Source organism: Pseudomonas sp. W3I7, assembly GCF_030816095.1.
GTDB lineage: Bacteria > Pseudomonadota > Gammaproteobacteria > Pseudomonadales > Pseudomonadaceae > Aquipseudomonas > Aquipseudomonas salomonii.
Map to the genome: position 1 here is coordinate 1,000,996 of NZ_JAUSXP010000001.1, position 16,561 is coordinate 1,017,556.

Genomic DNA, 16,561 nt, shown 5'->3' on the forward strand with positions numbered 1-16,561 from the left:
TTAGAGAAGGGCCACTATAGAAGATCCTCACACGGCTGTGACCACTCCCGGCACCAATGGCAAGTCGATGCTGGCGATAAAACCACCGTCCGGGTGATTGGCCAGGATCAGGCTGCCGCCATGGCGTTCGGCGGCGCGGCGGGCAATCGCCAGGCCCAGCCCGTGGCCTTGGGCCGCTTGGCCGGGCGCGCGATAAAACGGCTCGCCCAGTTGGCTCAGGTGTTCGGCTTCAACGCCGGGGCCGTGGTCGCGCACGTTGATCAGGATACGCTCGCCCTGGTGCTGGGCGCTTAGCTCGATGGGCTGGCCTACGGGGTTAAAGCGCTGGGCGTTACGCAGCAGGTTGTCCACGGCGCGCTCGATCATGGTCGGCCAGCCCTTGAGGTGCAGCTCGGGTTCGGCGCTCAGTTGCACCACCTGTTCCGGCGCACTGAGTTGGGCATCCTTTTGTAAGGTTCTGAGCAGTGGGGTGAGGTCGACCTCTTCGGCGCTGGCGTTGTCGGCGTCGACGCGGGCCAGCACCAGAATCTCGCTGATGAGTGCTTCGAGGCGGTCGCACTCACGGGTCAGGCGCGGCCACAGGCGTTCGCGTTCTTCGGAGCCGGCGCGTTCGGCCAGGGCCAGGGCGATGCGCAAGCGGGCCAGCGGCGAGCGCAGTTCGTGGGACACATCGCGCAGCAACTGGCGCTGGCTGCCGATCAGGCTTTGCAGGCGTGCGCCCATGCGGTTGAAGTCGGTGGCCAGCACGCCGAATTCATCGCGGCGGTTGGCCAGTTGCGCCAGGCTGTTTTGCTGATAGGTGGTCTGGCCCAGGTCATGCACTGCGCCGCGCAGGCGGCTGAGTGGGCGGGTAATGGACAAGGTCACCAGCAGGCTGAACAGCGTCAGCACCACCAGGGCGATGGCCAGCGCGCTCAACGGCCACATCAGGCTGCTGCGGTGCCAGGCGTCCAGCTCCGGGTTGGGGATGCGGTAGATCAGCAGGTAGGTGTCACCGGTTTTTTCACTGGTGTACTCGGCGGTCAGGCGGCGCCAGGGCAGATGGCTGTCCTGGTTGTCATTCTGGCGGGCTTCGAAGGCGGCGGCACGGCGCGGGAAGGTGCCGCGTACCACTGGGTCGCCGCTTTCGTTGAGTACCTGCACGTCGATGTGGTACTGGCGTTTGCGTTGTTGCAGCAACTCCTGGGCGGCGTCCTCTCCCTGGGCTTCGTAGAGTTGCGTCCACTCTTGCGCCAGGTTGTTGAGGCCGGGATGGCGGCTGAGAATCCAGGTGTCCTGGTTGAGCATGTGCCCAAGCAGGATCGACAGCCCGGCAACCAAGGCGATGGCCAGCCAGAAACTGGCCAGGATGCGCCAGAACAATGAACGCACAGGAAACCCTCAAACAGGAAAAGCCCAGCGGCGCGAGCCACTGGGCTGGGGAGGTAACGCTAGAGCATTATTGCGCTTTTTGCGGCTGTTGCGCTTTCCAGGCCTGGAATTCCTTCCACTCGGCGCGGCGCTCGGCTTGCTTCTTGACGATCTCGTCGAATTTCTTCTGTTGATCGGGTTTGAGCACGGCACGGATGTCAGCCTGGGTTTTCTGCTTGGCGGCGGCCATGTCGTTTTTCATGGCTTGCTGGTCAGCGGCCGGCAGTTTGTCCAGGTACTTGCGCACGATCTCTTTGCGGCCGTGCCATTGTTCGCCCATCAGCTTGCCGATTTGCTCGCGCTGTTCGCGGCTCAGGTCGAGCTGGCTGAAGGGGCCGCCTTTGCCACGCGGACCGTGTTCACCGCCGTGGCCTGGGCCGCCCATCATATGGCCTTCAGGGCCGCCCATCGGGCCTGGGCCTTCTGGCGCTGCGGCCATGGCGATGGTCGGCAGGGCAGCGGCGAACATCAGAGCGATAAGGGTCTTGCGCATGGTGATTCTCCTGTCTCTATTCCGGTGAGTCCGGATGTGAGTAGGTTACCCAGTGCAAGGTCAGCGGCGGTCAGGGGAGGGTAAAGCTTGGGTAAAGAGGGTTTTGGTGTGAGCTGACAAAACTGTCGGAGTGATGCGATCAAGTGTGGGAGCTGGCTTGCCTGCGAATGCGGTGGGTCAGCCAGCATGTGCATAGACTGACCCACCGCTTTCGCGAGCAAGCCCGCTCCCACACAAGCCCGCTCCCACAGGGGATAGCGTTGTGTTCAGAGGCTGTAGTAGTAGCCGCGGCTGCGCAGCGCCACGATCCGTGGTCGGCCATCCGGGTGTGGGCCGATCTTTTTGCGCAGGTTGCTCACGTGCATGTCCAGGCTGCGATCGTACAGAGTGAGCTTGCGGCCCAGGGCGATCTGCGCCAGTTCCTGCTTGTCCAGCGGCTCGCCGGGCTGGCGCAGCAAGGCTTCGAGCAGGCGGCTTTCGGACACCGTGAGCGTGAACTCCTGCTCGTCGATGCTGACCACGCCGCGCACCGGGCTGAAGCACAAATCGCCCAGCTCCATCTGCGTCGACACCGCCGCCGGGTGGCTGCGGCGCAGCACGGCGCGCAGGCGCGCAGTCAGTTCGCGAGGGTCGCAGGGCTTGGCCAGGTAATCGTCGGCACCCAGTTCCAGGCCGAGGATACGGTCCAGCGGTTCGCCACGGGCCGAGAGCATCACCACCGGTAACTCCGGGTGGTCATTGCGCAATTGCTTGAGCAACTCCAGGCCGCTGCCATCCGGCAGCATCACGTCAAGCACCACGGCGGCGGGTGAGGCTTCGGCCAGGGCTTTGCGGGCGCTCAAGCCGTCGTGGCAGGCGCGCACCTGGAAACCTTCCTGGCTCAGCCAACTGGTCAGCAGCTCACAGAGCTCCTGGTCATCATCTATCAGTAACAGCTCGCTCATGACTCACTCAATTTAGCCATTGTCGACGGCGACGGTGCCCACCGCTGGCGAAGATCCCGCACAGCAAGGCGATCAGTGCGACAGCCCCGCCGGTAACAAACCACTGTTGTTGTTCGGTCAGCCAGCGGTTCAAGGCGCCGCCTTGTGTCTCTTTGAGTTGCTGGACCAGGCGTTGGTTCTCCTGGCGCAAGCGATTCAGTTGAGCGCTTTCACGGGCATTCTCGGTGCTTTGCAGTTGTTTGCTCAATGCTTCACGCAGCCGTTCGCTTTCTTTCAAGCGTTGCTGCAACTCGGTGATCTGGCTGCCGACACTCAGGGACAAGGGCGTGGAGCTGCCGGTGTTTGAGGTTTCTTCCGCGTGGGCGGTCCCCCCGATCATTAACACTGCCAACAGACACAACGGACGTAAGCGCATCGGAACTCCTGATTCCACACGAATATTCAGAACGTTGTCGGCAGGTTACCGAGAATAATGAGCAATCAGGAGCGCGCCGAACCTATCAGGTTCAGCGCAGCCGGGCTTTAAGGCAGGACTTGCTTGAACGGCTTGACCACCACATCAGCGTAGACGCCCGCAGCAATGTAGGGATCGGCTTTGGCCCAGGCCTGGGCATCGGCCAGCGAGGCGAACTCGGCAATGATCAGGCTGCCGGTGAAGCCGGCGGCGCCTGGGTCATTGCTGTCGACGGCCGGGTGCGGGCCTGCGATCACCAGACGGCCTTCGGCTTGCAGGGTTTTCAGGCGCTCAACGTGCGCCGGGCGTACGCTCAGGCGTTTTTCCAGCGAATCGGCAACGTCGGTGGCAATGATGGCGTAGAGCATGTCAATCCTCGGTTTTCGGCGTGGTAGGGGCGGTGTCATGCAGATGGCGCGACAGGTAGATACCTTGGCCGATCAGGAACAATACGGTCATGCCCAGGCTGCCGAAGACTTTGAAGTCCACCCAGTAATCCTGGAAGGTAAAGGCCACGAACAGGTTGGCGGCGCCGCAAAACAGGAAAAACACGATCCAGGCCACGTTCAACCGCACCCATACCGGTTCCGGCAGGGTCAACGCGTGGCCCATGATGCGCTTGATCAACAGGCGGTCACCGATGAAGTGGCTGCCGATAAACACCAGCGCGAACAGCCAGTTCACTACCGGGGCTTTCCATTTAAGGAAGGTTTCGCTGTGAAAGGCCAGGGTCAGGCCGCCGAACACCAGGCAGGCAACCAGGGTAAGCCATTGGCTTTTTTCCAGTTTGCGCTGGGAAATGAAAATGGCGCCGTAGACTACGATAGAACTGACGATCAGCACGGCAGTGGCGCTGTAGATGCCCCCGAACGAGAGCTGATGACCGGCGATATCGATGACCCTGGGGTCGAGTTTGGTAACGATGAAAAACAGCAACAGCGGGATGAAGTCGATGAATTGTTTCACAGTAAGAGCCAGAAGCTGGATGTGGCGGCATAATAACAAACATCCTTGGTAGCGAAAGCGCCAGCTGACTTGAGGTTACACACGCCCGTGAATGTTGATTTGCACTGCCACAGCACAGCCTCCGACGGCGCCCTGGCGCCCGCGGTACTGGTTGCGCGTGCGTTTGAAAAAGGCGTGCGAGTCCTGTCATTGACCGACCACGACACCCTTGAAGGCCTCGATGAGGCCCGCTCGGCGGCCCATGCGCTGGGCATGCAACTGGTCAACGGCGTGGAATTGTCCTGCACCTGGGGCGGCGCCACCATTCATGTGCTCGGTTACGGTTTCGATCAAAACGCTGCGCCTTTGGTGGCGGCCATCGCCCAATTGCACGATGGCCGTTGGCTGCGGTCCGAAGAAATAAGCCGCAAGCTCAGCCTTAAAGGCATGCCCAATGCGCTCGACGGCGCCCGCGCCATCCAGCAGGAACTGGGCGACAGCGGCAACGCACCGGCCCGGCCGCACTTTGCCGACTGGATGGTGCGTGAAGGTTTTGTTAAGGACCGCGCCGAAGCGTTTCGCAAGTGGCTGGGCGCCGGCAAGTTGGGCGATGTGAAGCAGCACTGGCCGACCCTGGAAGACACCGTCGGTACGCTGCGCGCCGCCGGGGCCTGGGTTAGCCTGGCGCATCCCTGGCATTACGATTTCACCCGCAGCAAACGCCGCAAGCTGATTGCCGACTATATTGGAGCGGGCGGCCACGCAATCGAGGTGGTCAACGGGCATCAACCCGCTGATCAGGTGGGCAGCCTGGCGATTCTTGCCCGCGAATTTGGTCTGCTGGTCAGCGCCGGCAGTGATTTTCATGGCCCAGGCGGCTGGTCCGAGATCGGCGAGTACCGCCAGGTCCCGGAAGACTTGCCGCTGTTGTGGGGGCGATTCAAGCATGACCCCATTATTGCCACCGTCTGAACAGGTAGAACACGTGAGTCAATTCTTCCAGATTCATCCGGAAAACCCTCAAGCGCGCCTGATAAAACAGGCCGTGGAGATCATTCGCGCCGGTGGCGTGGTGATCTACCCGACTGATTCGTCCTACGCCATTGGTTGCCAGATCGGCGATAAAAGCGCGGTTGAACGGGTCAGACGCCTGCGTGACCTGGACAAAAACCACAACTTTGCGCTGATCTGCAGCGATTTGTCGCAACTGGGGTTGTTCGCCAAGGTCGACACCGGCACCTTCCGCCTGCTCAAGGCCCACACGCCTGGGCCATACACCTTTATTCTCAACGCCACCCGCGAAGTGCCGCGCCTGTTGCTGCACCCCAAAAAGCGCACCATTGGCCTGCGTGTGCCCGAGCACCCGATTGCCCTGGCGTTGCTGGCCGAACTGGGTGAGCCGTTGATGAGCGTGTCGCTGATTTTGCCCGGGGAAGAAGAGCCGCTGTACGACCCTTACGAAATGCGCCGACTGCTGGAAAAACACGTCGACCTGATCATCGACGGCGGCTACGGCGGCAACAAGGCGTCCACCGTGATCAACCTGGCCGATGGCGAGCCGGAAGTGGTGCGTGTGGGCTGCGGCGACCCGACGCCGTTTATGGTCGAGGCCTGAATGTCGGCCGTGGAAACCGCTGATCCCCAGGCCGGCGCCCAGCAGGAACTGCCGTTTGCCATGGTGTATGGCCAGGCGGTCATGGAAATGCCGCTGGACCTGTATATTCCGCCGGATGCGCTGGAAGTCTTCCTTGAAGCCTTCGAAGGCCCGCTGGACTTGCTGCTGTACCTGATCCGCAAACAGAACATCAATATCCTCGACATCCCGGTGGCGGAAATCACTCGCCAGTACATGGGGTATGTCGAGTTGATGCAGTCTGTGCGCCTGGAGTTGGCCGCCGAGTACCTGGTGATGGCCGCCATGCTCGCCGAGATCAAGTCGCGCATGCTGTTGCCGCGCTCCGAGACCATCGAGGCCGAAGAAGACGACCCGCGTGCCGAACTGATCCGCCGCCTGCAGGAATATGAACGCTTCAAGGCCGCCGCCGAAGGCATCGACGGTTTGAGCCGCGTGGGCCGTGATGTGGTGGTGCCCAAGCTCGACGCCCCGGAAGCCCGGGCGCGCAAGCTGTTGCCGGATGTGAGCCTGGAAGAATTGCTGATGTCCATGGCCGAGGTGCTGCGCCGGGGTGACATGTTCGAAAGCCACCAGGTCAGCCGCGAGGCGCTGTCGACCCGCGAGCGCATGAGCGATGTGCTGGAGCGCCTCAAGGGCGGCGGGTTTGTACCGTTTGTCGAGCTGTTTACTAAAGAGGAAGGGCGCCTGGGGGTGGTGGTGACCTTTATGGCCATCCTCGAACTGGTCAAGGAATCCTTGGTCGAGCTGGTCCAGAATGAGCCTTTTGCGGCTATCCACGTGCGGGCGCGAGCCGAATAAAGAGCTGAATCGATGAATCTGACTGAACCCCGCGAACTGGCACCCTTGCTGGAAGCTTTTCTCCTGGCCTCGGGAAAACCGCAATCGCTGGAACGCCTGTTCGAGTTGTTCGAAGAGGCCGAGCGCCCTGAACCGCCAGTGTTCAAGAAGGCGCTGGAGATTCTGCGCAAGTCCTGCGACGGTCGCGCCTTTGAACTGCGCGAGGTGGCGTCAGGTTATCGCTTGCAGATCCGTGAGAAATTTTCCCCGTGGGTCGGCCGGTTGTGGGAAGAACGCCCGCAGCGTTATTCCCGCGCGATGCTGGAGACCATGGCGCTGATTGCCTATCGCCAGCCGATCACCCGGGGCGAAATTGAGGATGTGCGGGGCGTTGCGGTCAACAGCCATATCGTCAAGACGCTGCTGGAGCGCGAGTGGATCCGCATCGTCGGCTACCGCGACGTGCCCGGCAAACCGGCGATGTTCGCCACCACCAAGGTGTTCCTCGATCACTTCAACTTGAAAAACCTCGACGACCTGCCACCGCTTGCCGAATTGCGCGAGATGGAAGCCGAGCCGGTGCTCGACTTCGACGACGCGCCGGTGCCGGCCAGCCTGCAAGAGCTGGCCGACGCCAGCGCCGAGCCGGAAGAGCCCAAGGACGAAACCAGTTTCCATACCTTGCTGCTCGAGCTGGATGATATGGAGCAGGGCATCAAGACTGACTTTGATGATTTGTTGCGTGATGGTGCGGCTGAGCCGCAAACCCAGGTGAACGTTGAGGGTGAGGCGCAAGTCGAACCGGAACCGGAACCGGAACCGGAACCGGAACTGGAGTCCGAGCCTGAACCCGAAGAAGACATCCTCGGCGTGGCCGAAGCCCGTGAAAAGCTCCTGGCCGCTGTTGCCGCCCTTGAACAGCCGCCTTTGAGCGACGAAGAAGACGAAGCCCGGGCGCTGGCTGAAGCCATCGAGGCCGAACGCCGCCAGTTCGAGGACTGACCCGCTCTGCCAGACAATGGAAACCCTGTGGGAGCTGGCTTGCCTGCGATGCAGGCGCCTCGGTCTTACTGTTACACCGCGGTGATGCCATCGCAGGCAAGCCAGCTCCCACAGAAAAGCCAGCTCCCAGGGAGGATTCAAATGAGTTCCACCAAAGACCCTTGCATCAGCATCTGCAAATTCAACGACGACATCTGTGTCGGCTGTGGCCGCAGCAAACGCGAAATCCGCGCCTGGAAGAAGCTCGACAAAGCCGACAAACGCACCGTTCTGGCCGAAGCCGAGCTGCGCCTGCTGGCCCTGGGCGCCACCGGTCGGCGGAAAAGCAAATGACTTGGGCCTTATCGACTAGTCTGTGATGCGAAACCCGCGCCATGCGCGTATGATTCGCGACCCTTTGCCGAGCTATTCGGCCAAAGCCCCGCTTTCAACACTCTTCAGGCCACGCCTGAATCGACCCACCGGGAGGTGCTTAAGATGAACGACCAAGACCAGAACGACAGCCAGGAAATCGGCCCAGCAGGCGAAAAACTGCAAAAGGTGCTGGCGCGTATCGGCGTGGGCTCACGCCGCGACGTCGAAGCCTGGATCACCCAGAAGCGCATCAAGGTCAATGGCGTCGAGGCTACCCTCGGCCAGCGCGTCGACCTGCACGATGCAATCACCATTGATGGCAAGGTCATCAAGCGTGAAGAGGCCGCCGAATCGGTGCGCCGCGTGATCATGTACAACAAGCCCGACGGCGAGATCTGCACCCGTGACGACCCGGAAGGCCGTCCGACCGTGTTCGACAAGATGCCCAAGCCCAAAGAAGGCCGCTGGATCAACATCGGCCGCCTGGACATCAACACCACCGGCTTGCTGATGTTCACCACCGACGGTGAGCTGGCCAACCGCTTGATGCACCCGTCCTACGAGATGGACCGTGAGTACGCTGTGCGTGTACGCGGCGAAGTCGATGACGAGATGATCGAACGCCTCAAGGCCGGCGTGGTGCTGGAAGACGGCCCGGCCAAGTTCACCGACATCAAGCAGGCACCCGGTGGCGAAGGTTTCAACCACTGGTATCACTGCGTGGTGATGGAAGGCCGTAACCGTGAAGTCCGTCGCCTGTGGGAATCCCAGGGCCTGGTGGTCAGCCGCCTGAAGCGCGTGCGTTTCGGCCCGGTGTTCCTCAACTCCGACCTGCCGATGGGCCGCTGGCGCGAAATGAGCCAGTACGAAGTCGACATCCTCAGCGCCGAAGTCGGCCTGACGCCGGTGGCCATGCCGCAGATGAACGCCAAGAGCAAAGACAAGCTTGAGCGTATGCAGCGTAAATCCTCGCGTCCTGTGGCGCGGACCGAGCGTGTTGCCCGCACCTTGCGCCCGGCGCTGAATGCACCGGCAACCGGTGGGCGTATCTCCCGCGAGCCGCACATCGAAGGCGAGCGTCGCCCAACCGCGCCATCGCGTCAGGAAGGCGAGCGTGCACCGCGCACTCCGCGTCCTGCCCGTGGTGAAGCACCCAGCGGTGGCCGTAGCAACCGTGGTGAAGCGGACCGCCCAGCGGACAACGCCAGCACCAAGCGCCCGGCCAAGCCAGCGGCGAACAAACGCCCTGGTCCGAAACTGGTCGCCGACGAGCCGTCGGGCAAGCGCCGTGGCGCCCCGGCAGGTTCCGGTCAGCGCCCGGGTTTTGGTCGCAAGAAGCCGCAGTGATTTGATTGCGGTATAAAAAAACGCCAACCCTCGGGTTGGCGTTTTTTTTGGGGCCTTGATTTGAAATGCTTTCAAGTGTGGGAGCTGGCTTGCCTGCGATGCGGGCACCTCGGTTTACCAGGCAAACCGCAGTGATGCTATCGCAGGCAAGCCAGCTCCCACAGGGATCCGCTTTGTTTCAACGAGGTGTGTTTAGAACGCAAATCTGCCATCGAACACCGGCTTGTCATCCAGCGCCAACACGCCACTGGCGAAGATCAGATCCAGGTGATGACTACCCTTTTGCCCGCCGCCCAATCCCAGGTGCAGGCCGCAATGGCGCTCCTCGAAGCCGGCATTGCGCGCATACAAGTCTTTCACGCCTTCATTGGTGCCAATCCCCAATTCCTCCACGCGCCGGTTGGACGGGTTGGCATTCAGGTACTTGTTGAAATCATCCGCCAGCCCCGGCACGTCGCTGGCCACGCTGCAAACCGTCGAGTTCTCGATCCACAGTTCCAACGGTGATTGCAGCACGCCGTATTTGCGCGCAAACGGAATGGTGCTGAGGAAGGTGCCGACAAACCGCACCTGGCCATTGATGGCCTCGCTGTGGGTGGCGATTTCGCCCGGTGCCAGGTCGTGGTTGCCGACCCCGTTGATATTGGTCCACTTCTTGATGCTGCTCAGCGGCGCCTCAAGGCGGGAGCCGTGTTTGTCGGTAAAGCTCAGCACGTTGGCCTGGGACATACGCCGGATCAGCGTGGCGTTGAGGTCGGCGATGCGTTGCGGCTCGACGCTGAAGGTGTCGTAGAAATAGTCGCCATAATCCTTGAACAGCAGGGATTTCTTCCAGTGTTCGGCCATTACGCCTTGCAGGGCGCGAATAAAATCCGGGCCTTCGGCACGTGGGTTGGGCAGGGTCGAAGAGTCATACAGAAACAGGTACAGGTCACAGGTTTCGATGGCGTGGGCCAGGGTGTCGCTGGGCGTCAGGTCCAGCCGTTGGCATTGGAAATTGAAACGTGCGGCGCTGCTATGGGTGATCGCTTCGGCGATGGCGTCGTAGCGCTCGATATGGCCCAGCAACACCGTAGGGCGGCTCAGGCCGTTAAGTGCCGGGTGGTGCGCGAGGTAGTAGAGAAAGTGTTCGACGGCGCGGGCCTTGTCCATGACGGGTGTCCTTCTGTGCCTTGGGTAAGGGGGCAGGTGCCGTGCACAGCACCTGCCGGATGCCTGCCGCGTGTTAGAAAGGCCACATCGCAGTGCCGAAGGGCACAACGGCATCGGCTTGCATCATTTCAACGGCGGCCTCATGGGTCGGCGCTTCAAACCAATCGTCGAGTTGCAGTTCGGTTTCCAGGTCGTTTTCCAGTGCTTGCATGGTGTTTCTCCTAGAGGACGTTGTTTGAGAACGGCTTGCCAACGGGCTTCGCTGGCAAGTGAAAGAACCTAGGAGAGAGTGTTTGAAAATGCAAAATATTTATTGACACGGTTTCATTTGGATTTTTTCTTCTGTTTTTTCGGAGTGTTTCTTTATCGAGAAAAAACAGCCAATTGGCTGAACCGATTCTTCAGACGCTTGCCACTGACAGTTTTCCGTTAGCCGATGAAAAAGTCTGGCTGTAACGCTGAGTTTCCGGGGTGTAACGATAGTTTTACGAGTTTGCCCAGGCGTTGCGCAGTGGCGTCCCGCTGTAAGGATTAGCTGACAGTTTGTCGCGTGCACCCTGTTGGGGCGTGCTGAAGCTGTCGAGCGGTGTACAATGCGCCGCGTTTTACTGTGACCCCCCTTGCGTATCCACGCGTAAGGCCAAGACCTCAGGGTTTACCCACCCTGATCACTCCGTACGGCCACGAGTCGGACGGGTTCGATTTCGTCACAGATAAAAACAAACAGGTGACGCATGACCGTTAGAAAGACGCTGTACTCCTGGTGCCTGCGCTGGGGTTTGAGCGGCGCTGCTTGAGTCGGTAATTCAAGGCAGCAACCTGCATTCGACATTCTCAAACCTTGCGTGAGACCCTTTTCATGAGTGGACCCCAATCTTCTTCAGGCGAGCTGAAACGCGGCCTGAAAAATCGGCATATCCAGTTGATCGCCCTCGGTGGCGCCATCGGCACCGGCCTGTTTCTGGGCTCAGCCGGCGTGCTCAAATCCGCGCGGCCCGTCGATGATCCTGGGTTATGCCATCTGCGGCTTCATCGCCTTCATGATCATGCGCCAGCTCGGCGAAATGATCGTCGAAGAGCCGGTCGCCGGTTCCTTCAGCCACTTTGCCCACAAGTACTGGGGCGGTTTCGCCGGCTTCCTGTCGGGCTGGAACTGCTGGATTCTGTACATTCTGGTGGGCATGTCGGAGCTGACTGCGGTCGGCAAGTACGTGCACTACTGGTGGCCGGAGATCCCGACCTGGGTTTCGGCGGCGGCGTTCTTCGTGTTGATCAACCTGATCAACCTGGCCAACGTCAAAGTCTTCGGTGAGGCCGAATTCTGGTTCGCGATCATCAAGGTCGTGGCCATCGTCGGCATGATCGCCCTGGGCAGCTATTTGCTGGTCAGCGGCAGCGGCGGCCCGCAAGCGTCGGTGAGCAACCTGTGGGACCACGGTGGGTTCTTCCCCCATGGCGTCGGCGGTTTGGTGATGGCCATGGCGATCATCATGTTCTCGTTCGGCGGCCTGGAAATGCTTGGCTTTACCGCCGCCGAGGCCGACCAGCCCCGTACGGTGATCCCCAAGGCGATCAATCAGGTGATCTACCGCATCCTGATTTTCTACATCGGCGCCCTAGTGGTGCTGTTGTCGCTGACGCCGTGGGACAGCCTGCTGGCGACCCTTAACGCGTCCGGCGATGCCTACAGCGGCAGTCCGTTCGTGCAGGTGTTCTCGATGCTGGGCAGCAACACCGCCGCGCATATCCTCAACTTTGTGGTGCTGACGGCGGCATTGTCGGTGTACAACAGCGGCACCTACTGCAACAGCCGCATGCTGTTGGGCATGGCTGAGCAGGGCGACGCGCCCAAGGCACTCGCCAAAATCGACAAACGCGGCGTGCCGGTGCGCTCGATCCTCGCATCGGCGGCGGTCACCCTGGTGGCGGTGTTGATGAACTACTTCATCCCGCAACACGCGCTGGAGTTGCTGATGTCGCTGGTGGTTGCCACTCTGGTGATTAACTGGGCGATGATCAGCTTCTCGCACTTCAAGTTCCGCCAGCACATGAACCGAACCGGCCAGGTGCCGTTGTTCAAGGCGCTGTGGTATCCGTATGGCAATTACATCTGCCTGGCGTTCGTGGTGTTTATCCTGGTGATCATGCTGATGATTCCGGGGATTCAGGTGTCGGTGTTCGCCATCCCGGTGTGGGTAGCGTTTATGGCGGTGTGTTACTGGATCAAAAACAAGCGCAGTGCTGAAGCTGCGCTAAGCACGGCGAGTGCAGCGCTGAAGTAAGCGGCGCTCCATCCGTGATTAATACCCCTCTATTGAGGGGTATTTTTTTGCGATGAGATTTATCGGCTGTTTGCAATAACGCCACTCATGTAGTCGTTCAAGTCGCGAAAATCCTTGACGCTCCAGGCATGCGGCGCGACCTTCACACCATTGTCTTGCAGGGTTTTGGGGATCAGGTTGCCATTGGGGCGAAGGATCACCGAAGACACAATAACGCCCGGATAATCCGCCAGCCGTTTTTTGAAAGCCGGTGTGGTGAGGTCCGGCGTGGGCGGGCTGCTTTTCCTGGCCAATGGCCCGCTGGCCTTGAGGTCTGGGCCGTGGCACATGGCGCATCGCTGTGAATACAGGTTTTTGCCGTTGGCAGTGTCCGCAAAGGACAGTGACGTTTGAATGAGTGATAAAGTGCCGAGCACAGTGATGAATAGCCTTTTCATGGTCCTGCGTCCTTGTTGTTTATGTGGTTGTCGCCCGTTGCCTAAGGTTTTTGATTGATGCTGGTAATTTCCAACAACGTGCACTTGCCCGATGCCGAGATCGAGTTGACCGCCATTCGCGCCCAGGGCGCCGGTGGGCAGAACGTCAACAAGGTGTCGAGCGCGGTGCACCTGCGGTTTGACATCCCGGCGTCATCGTTGCCGGAGTTCTACAAGGAGCGTTTGCTGGCGCTGCGTGACAGTCGTATCACCAGTGAAGGCGTGCTGGTGCTCAAGGCCCAGCAGTACCGCACTCAGGAACAGAACCGTGCCGATGCGCTGGAGCGTTTGGTGGAGTTGATCCTCAGCGCCACCAAGGTCGAAAAAAAGCGCCGCCCGACCAAACCCACCCTGGGTTCGAAAAAGCGTCGCCTGGAATCCAAGACCAAGCGCGGCAGCATCAAGGCCGGGCGCGGCAAGGTCGACTTCTAGGCGCCTCTCGCCTCGCGGGCCTTGGGTGCTTGCCGGTACAAATACACACTCAACAGTAGGCCGCCGACGGCAGCCAGGGCAGCAAACAGGAAGATCGACGCAAAGCCGAAGCCTGCCGCCACCGCCCCGGCCAGTGGGCCGGTGATACCCAATGACAAGTCGATAAACAGCGAATAAGCCCCCACCGCCGCGCCACGGCTGGAGGCCGGCACCAGGTTGACGGCTTCTACGCCCAGTGCTGGAAACACCAGCGAAAAGCCAAACCCGCTCAACGCCGCACCGGCCAGCGCCCATTGCGCGTCGGGTGCCAGCCACAGCAACAGCAGGCCGAGTGCCTCTACCGACAGGCAGGCAATCGCCACACGAAAGCCGCCGATCCGGTTGATCAAATTGCCGAACAACAGGCGCGCGCCAATAAAACTGGCGCCGAACAGGCTCAATGCCCACACCGCGTTGTCCCAACTCTGGGTGGTGTAATACAGCGTGATAAACGTCGCGATAGTGCCAAAGCCGATTGAACCCAATGCCAGGGCGCAGCCGTGTGGCAGCACGCGGCCCAGTACATTCATAAAGGGCAGGCGCACGCCGGCCACAATTGGCGCGGCTTCCTTGTTCCAGGCCAGCAGCACGCCCAGCACCGCCAGCAGGATGATGCTGACGCCCATGCTCCACAGCCCCAAGTGGCTGACCAGCAGCACACCCAGCGGTGCACCGATGGCCAGCGCGCCATAGCTGGCGATGCCATTCCACGAGATAACCTTGGCCGTGTTGGCGGCGCCGACCCGGCCGATGCCCCAGCCGATGGCGCCAGAGCCCACCAGGCTTTCCGCGCTGCCCAGCACCAGCCGGCCAATCAGCAAGCTGATCAGGCTGACGCCCGGAAGGCTGGAAAACCACGCAGCCAGCAACATGAACACGCCGCTCAGGCCGCAACCGACCAAGCCGATCAGCACCGCGCGCTTGCTGCCCAGGTTATCGATGATTTTGCCGGCATACGGACGGCTAAGCAGGGTGGCCAGGTATTGCACGCTGATCACCAAGCCCGCGATGACCGCGCCATAGCCCAGTTGGCTGTGCACATAGCCCGGCAATACGGCCAGGGGAATGCCGATGTTGAGGTAGCCGATAAAGGTAAACAGCACGATGGAAACGACTTGCAGCGTGACCGCCATGGGGCGCTGGGTATCTGGCATGGGGGAAGTCCACCGTCGCAGCAGGTAAAGATAGGCTGCTAATGATACCGATGCTTTGGCTTGCGCAGGGCGGTAAAAAGCAAAACGTCAGCGCAAAAAAACCTCAGGCTTGAGGCGGGGCCAGCATTTGCGTGGTCACCAGGGCGGCCAGGGCGTTTTCCTGGGTACCGAAACGCTTGAGCAACAGGGCTTGTTTGTCGGCGCTGAGGCGGTTCCAGACTTCGATCATCTGCAAGGCAGCGTCCAGTACTGCGGCGTCCGGGGTGTCGGGGAGGGTGTCGGTCATGGCGGGGGTCTCGATGATTCAGGCAGTGTGGAAAGCGCTTGAAGTGCGCTTTCCACACGGTCTGGTACGGCGTCAGTCCTGGCGTTTGCTGTCGACTGGTTTTGCTTCTTTGGCCTCAGACTGTTTATCACTGGCCTGCTGCGGTGTTGGCTGCTCAGTTGGGTGCAGGCTTGGGAAGGGGAGATTAGGTATCTCGTGCATCGTCGTCGCTCCTCGCAAGATCTGTTTTATCAATCGCAGGTGATTCCGCGCTCTCAAAAAGCCTTGGCAGGATACAGCACTGAAAATGACAAAAAGAATTTTATGTCGGTGGATTTACGAATTTTCATTCTTTTGCGCAAGTGGCATGGGGTCGCAGGGTGGGTGGCTGGGTGGCTGGGTGGCTGGGTGGGTGTTGGGTTTGGGGGCATATCCGTTATTTGGGTGATGGCTGATATTGGTTCCGCTCTTACAGCGGGTCACTTTTGGAAAGACCCAAAAGTAACCAAAAGGTCTTCGCCCCAACACTCGGTGCCTCGCTGTGGCTCGGCATGCCCGCAATCCGACAGTGATTTGGGGGGCCGCCGCCACGCGCCATCCATGGCGCGGGGCGGCTAAACCGGCATCCCTGCCGGTTTACCCCCCAAATCACTGTCGAATTCCGGCCATCGTGTTTGACGGGGCGATTTCAGATCAAGATCAAGATCAAAAGCGCAGATCAAAAGACCGCTGACTTCGTCATCGAAAAGGATGTAAGGGCCAGAGCAACAGCAACAGCAGAGCCCTACTCGGTTAGAGGTGGGAGCTGGCTTGCCTGCGATGGCATCAACTCGGTGTACCTGATGTACCGAGGTGCTTGCATCGCAGGCAAGCCAGCTCCCACAGAGAAGCAGCTCTTCAGTGCATGCAAATCCGCAGCCGACCTCATTTTCAAAACCACATGCGGTCAACTGTGGGAGCGGGCTTGCTCGCGAATGCGGTGGGTCAGTGACAGATGAATTGACTGGCACACCGCATTCGCGAGCAAGCCCGCTCCCACATTTTGACCGAGTTGCATCAGGTAGAAAGGCTTTTGACTTGCACTTGATCTGGCTTTTGCTTCAACCACTCAGGTCGGCTTTCAGGCCGCCGTGCTCTGCTTTTGATCTTGCTTTTGATCTGAGGCGCCCCGTCAACCACGATGGCCGAACGCAGGCTTGAATCCGTGGGTAACCCGGCAGGACGCCGGGTTAGCCGCGCTGGGCCAAGGATGGCCCATCGCGGCGGCCCACGGATTCAAGCCGGAGTGAGGGCACACCGAGCCTAGGCGAGGTGCCGAGTGGTGGGGCACAGACCTTTTGGTTACTTTTGGGGCGTTTGCCAAAAGTGACCCGCTGTAAGAGCGGAACCATAGGCCGCC

At 60.5% G+C, this 16,561-nt stretch carries 18 protein-coding genes and 1 pseudogene; 8 read left to right on the forward strand and 11 right to left on the reverse strand.

Features of this window, described 5'->3' with window-relative positions:
* Positions 1–27: 27 nt before the first annotated feature.
* The 6 genes from QF043_RS04690 to QF043_RS04715 form a co-directional block, all read right to left on the reverse strand.
* Positions 28–1,371 carry a HAMP domain-containing sensor histidine kinase gene (locus QF043_RS04690; RefSeq protein WP_307417657.1) on the reverse strand — a complete coding sequence of 448 codons (1,344 nt, stop codon included), beginning with the start codon at positions 1,369–1,371 and terminating at the stop codon, positions 28–30.
* A gap of 67 nt (positions 1,372–1,438) precedes the next feature.
* A complete protein-coding gene (locus QF043_RS04695) occupies positions 1,439–1,903 on the reverse strand; it encodes an LTXXQ domain protein (protein ID WP_056858600.1) in 465 nt (154 codons plus the stop codon).
* Between the two features lie 266 nt (positions 1,904–2,169).
* Entirely contained in the window at positions 2,170–2,847 is a 678-nt protein-coding gene (locus QF043_RS04700) for a response regulator transcription factor (RefSeq protein ID WP_099486465.1), read from the reverse strand.
* A gap of 7 nt (positions 2,848–2,854) precedes the next feature.
* Entirely contained in the window at positions 2,855–3,262 is a 408-nt protein-coding gene (locus tag QF043_RS04705) for a translation initiation factor 2 (protein WP_307417659.1), read from the reverse strand.
* 107 nt (positions 3,263–3,369) lie between these two features.
* Positions 3,370–3,669, reverse strand: a complete 300-nt coding sequence (locus tag QF043_RS04710; protein ID WP_099486469.1) for a YciI family protein — start codon at positions 3,667–3,669, stop codon at positions 3,370–3,372.
* Position 3,670: 1 nt separating this feature from the next.
* Positions 3,671–4,267: a septation protein A gene (locus tag QF043_RS04715; protein WP_099486471.1), complete on the reverse strand. Its 597-nt coding sequence runs from the start codon at positions 4,265–4,267 to the stop codon at positions 3,671–3,673.
* Between the two features lie 87 nt (positions 4,268–4,354).
* Here QF043_RS04715 and QF043_RS04720 point away from each other — a divergent pair, with 87 nt between their 5' ends.
* The 6 genes from QF043_RS04720 to rluB all read left to right on the forward strand — a co-directional run bounded on the left by QF043_RS04720 (position 4,355) and on the right by rluB (position 9,362).
* The gene (locus QF043_RS04720) at positions 4,355–5,218 is read left to right on the forward strand and encodes a PHP domain-containing protein (protein WP_307417660.1); all 864 of its coding nucleotides are present in this window, start codon (positions 4,355–4,357) and stop codon (positions 5,216–5,218) included.
* A 13-nt stretch (positions 5,219–5,231) separates the two neighbouring features.
* The gene (locus tag QF043_RS04725) at positions 5,232–5,861 is read left to right on the forward strand and encodes an L-threonylcarbamoyladenylate synthase (protein ID WP_017139161.1); all 630 of its coding nucleotides are present in this window, start codon (positions 5,232–5,234) and stop codon (positions 5,859–5,861) included.
* Positions 5,862–5,981: 120 nt separating this feature from the next.
* The gene (locus tag QF043_RS04730) at positions 5,982–6,680 is read left to right on the forward strand and encodes a ScpA family protein (RefSeq protein WP_169875663.1); all 699 of its coding nucleotides are present in this window, start codon (positions 5,982–5,984) and stop codon (positions 6,678–6,680) included.
* A 12-nt stretch (positions 6,681–6,692) separates the two neighbouring features.
* Positions 6,693–7,661, forward strand: coding sequence for an SMC-Scp complex subunit ScpB (gene scpB, locus QF043_RS04735; protein WP_307417661.1), 969 nt, complete (start codon positions 6,693–6,695; stop codon positions 7,659–7,661).
* 141 nt (positions 7,662–7,802) lie between these two features.
* Positions 7,803–7,994: a DUF1289 domain-containing protein gene (locus QF043_RS04740; RefSeq protein ID WP_044267786.1), complete on the forward strand. Its 192-nt coding sequence runs from the start codon at positions 7,803–7,805 to the stop codon at positions 7,992–7,994.
* Positions 7,995–8,138: 144 nt separating this feature from the next.
* Positions 8,139–9,362, forward strand: coding sequence for a 23S rRNA pseudouridine(2605) synthase RluB (gene rluB, locus QF043_RS04745; protein WP_017139164.1), 1,224 nt, complete (start codon positions 8,139–8,141; stop codon positions 9,360–9,362).
* Positions 9,363–9,554: 192 nt separating this feature from the next.
* Here the strand turns inward: rluB and QF043_RS04750 are convergent, their stop codons facing one another.
* Together QF043_RS04750 and QF043_RS04755 are read right to left on the reverse strand one after the other, a co-directional pair.
* Positions 9,555–10,514: a leucyl aminopeptidase gene (locus QF043_RS04750; protein ID WP_307417662.1), complete on the reverse strand. Its 960-nt coding sequence runs from the start codon at positions 10,512–10,514 to the stop codon at positions 9,555–9,557.
* 73 nt (positions 10,515–10,587) lie between these two features.
* Positions 10,588–10,725 carry a hypothetical protein gene (locus QF043_RS04755; RefSeq protein WP_003175756.1) on the reverse strand — a complete coding sequence of 46 codons (138 nt, stop codon included), beginning with the start codon at positions 10,723–10,725 and terminating at the stop codon, positions 10,588–10,590.
* 648 nt (positions 10,726–11,373) lie between these two features.
* Between QF043_RS04755 and QF043_RS04760 the strand changes: the two are divergent.
* A pseudogene (locus QF043_RS04760) lies at positions 11,374–12,796 on the forward strand (amino acid permease).
* A gap of 59 nt (positions 12,797–12,855) precedes the next feature.
* Here QF043_RS04760 and QF043_RS04765 read toward each other — a convergent pair.
* The gene (locus tag QF043_RS04765) at positions 12,856–13,233 is read right to left on the reverse strand and encodes a cytochrome c (protein WP_058422262.1); all 378 of its coding nucleotides are present in this window, start codon (positions 13,231–13,233) and stop codon (positions 12,856–12,858) included.
* Between the two features lie 57 nt (positions 13,234–13,290).
* Here QF043_RS04765 and arfB point away from each other — a divergent pair, with 57 nt between their 5' ends.
* Positions 13,291–13,704: an alternative ribosome rescue aminoacyl-tRNA hydrolase ArfB gene (gene arfB / locus QF043_RS04770; protein ID WP_016975416.1), complete on the forward strand. Its 414-nt coding sequence runs from the start codon at positions 13,291–13,293 to the stop codon at positions 13,702–13,704.
* On the opposite strand, the gene QF043_RS04775 is transcribed toward arfB, so the two are convergent.
* On the reverse strand, positions 13,701–14,897 hold the full coding sequence (locus QF043_RS04775) for an MFS transporter (protein ID WP_056858612.1): 1,197 nt from the start codon (positions 14,895–14,897) through the stop codon (positions 13,701–13,703). The two genes, arfB and QF043_RS04775, sit on opposite strands and share 4 nt — an antisense overlap.
* Before the next feature lie 103 nt (positions 14,898–15,000).
* On the reverse strand, positions 15,001–15,183 hold the full coding sequence (locus QF043_RS04780) for a hypothetical protein (protein ID WP_017139170.1): 183 nt from the start codon (positions 15,181–15,183) through the stop codon (positions 15,001–15,003).
* Positions 15,184–16,561 lie beyond the last annotated feature (1,378 nt).

Coding starts and splice junctions, on each gene's coding strand:
- QF043_RS04695 (WP_056858600.1), bottom strand. CDS start 1,903: ATGCGCAAGACCCTTATCGCTCTGATGTTCGCCGCTGCCCTGCCGACC.
- QF043_RS04700 (WP_099486465.1), bottom strand. CDS start 2,847: ATGAGCGAGCTGTTACTGATAGATGATGACCAGGAGCTCTGTGAGCTG.
- QF043_RS04705 (WP_307417659.1), bottom strand. CDS start 3,262: ATGCGCTTACGTCCGTTGTGTCTGTTGGCAGTGTTAATGATCGGGGGG.
- QF043_RS04710 (WP_099486469.1), bottom strand. CDS start 3,669: ATGCTCTACGCCATCATTGCCACCGACGTTGCCGATTCGCTGGAAAAA.
- scpB (WP_307417661.1), top strand. CDS start 6,693: ATGAATCTGACTGAACCCCGCGAACTGGCACCCTTGCTGGAAGCTTTT.
- QF043_RS04740 (WP_044267786.1), top strand. CDS start 7,803: ATGAGTTCCACCAAAGACCCTTGCATCAGCATCTGCAAATTCAACGAC.
- rluB (WP_017139164.1), top strand. CDS start 8,139: ATGAACGACCAAGACCAGAACGACAGCCAGGAAATCGGCCCAGCAGGC.
- QF043_RS04750 (WP_307417662.1), bottom strand. CDS start 10,514: ATGGACAAGGCCCGCGCCGTCGAACACTTTCTCTACTACCTCGCGCAC.
- QF043_RS04755 (WP_003175756.1), bottom strand. CDS start 10,725: ATGCAAGCACTGGAAAACGACCTGGAAACCGAACTGCAACTCGACGAT.
- QF043_RS04765 (WP_058422262.1), bottom strand. CDS start 13,233: ATGAAAAGGCTATTCATCACTGTGCTCGGCACTTTATCACTCATTCAA.
- arfB (WP_016975416.1), top strand. CDS start 13,291: ATGCTGGTAATTTCCAACAACGTGCACTTGCCCGATGCCGAGATCGAG.
- QF043_RS04775 (WP_056858612.1), bottom strand. CDS start 14,897: ATGCCAGATACCCAGCGCCCCATGGCGGTCACGCTGCAAGTCGTTTCC.
- QF043_RS04780 (WP_017139170.1), bottom strand. CDS start 15,183: ATGACCGACACCCTCCCCGACACCCCGGACGCCGCAGTACTGGACGCT.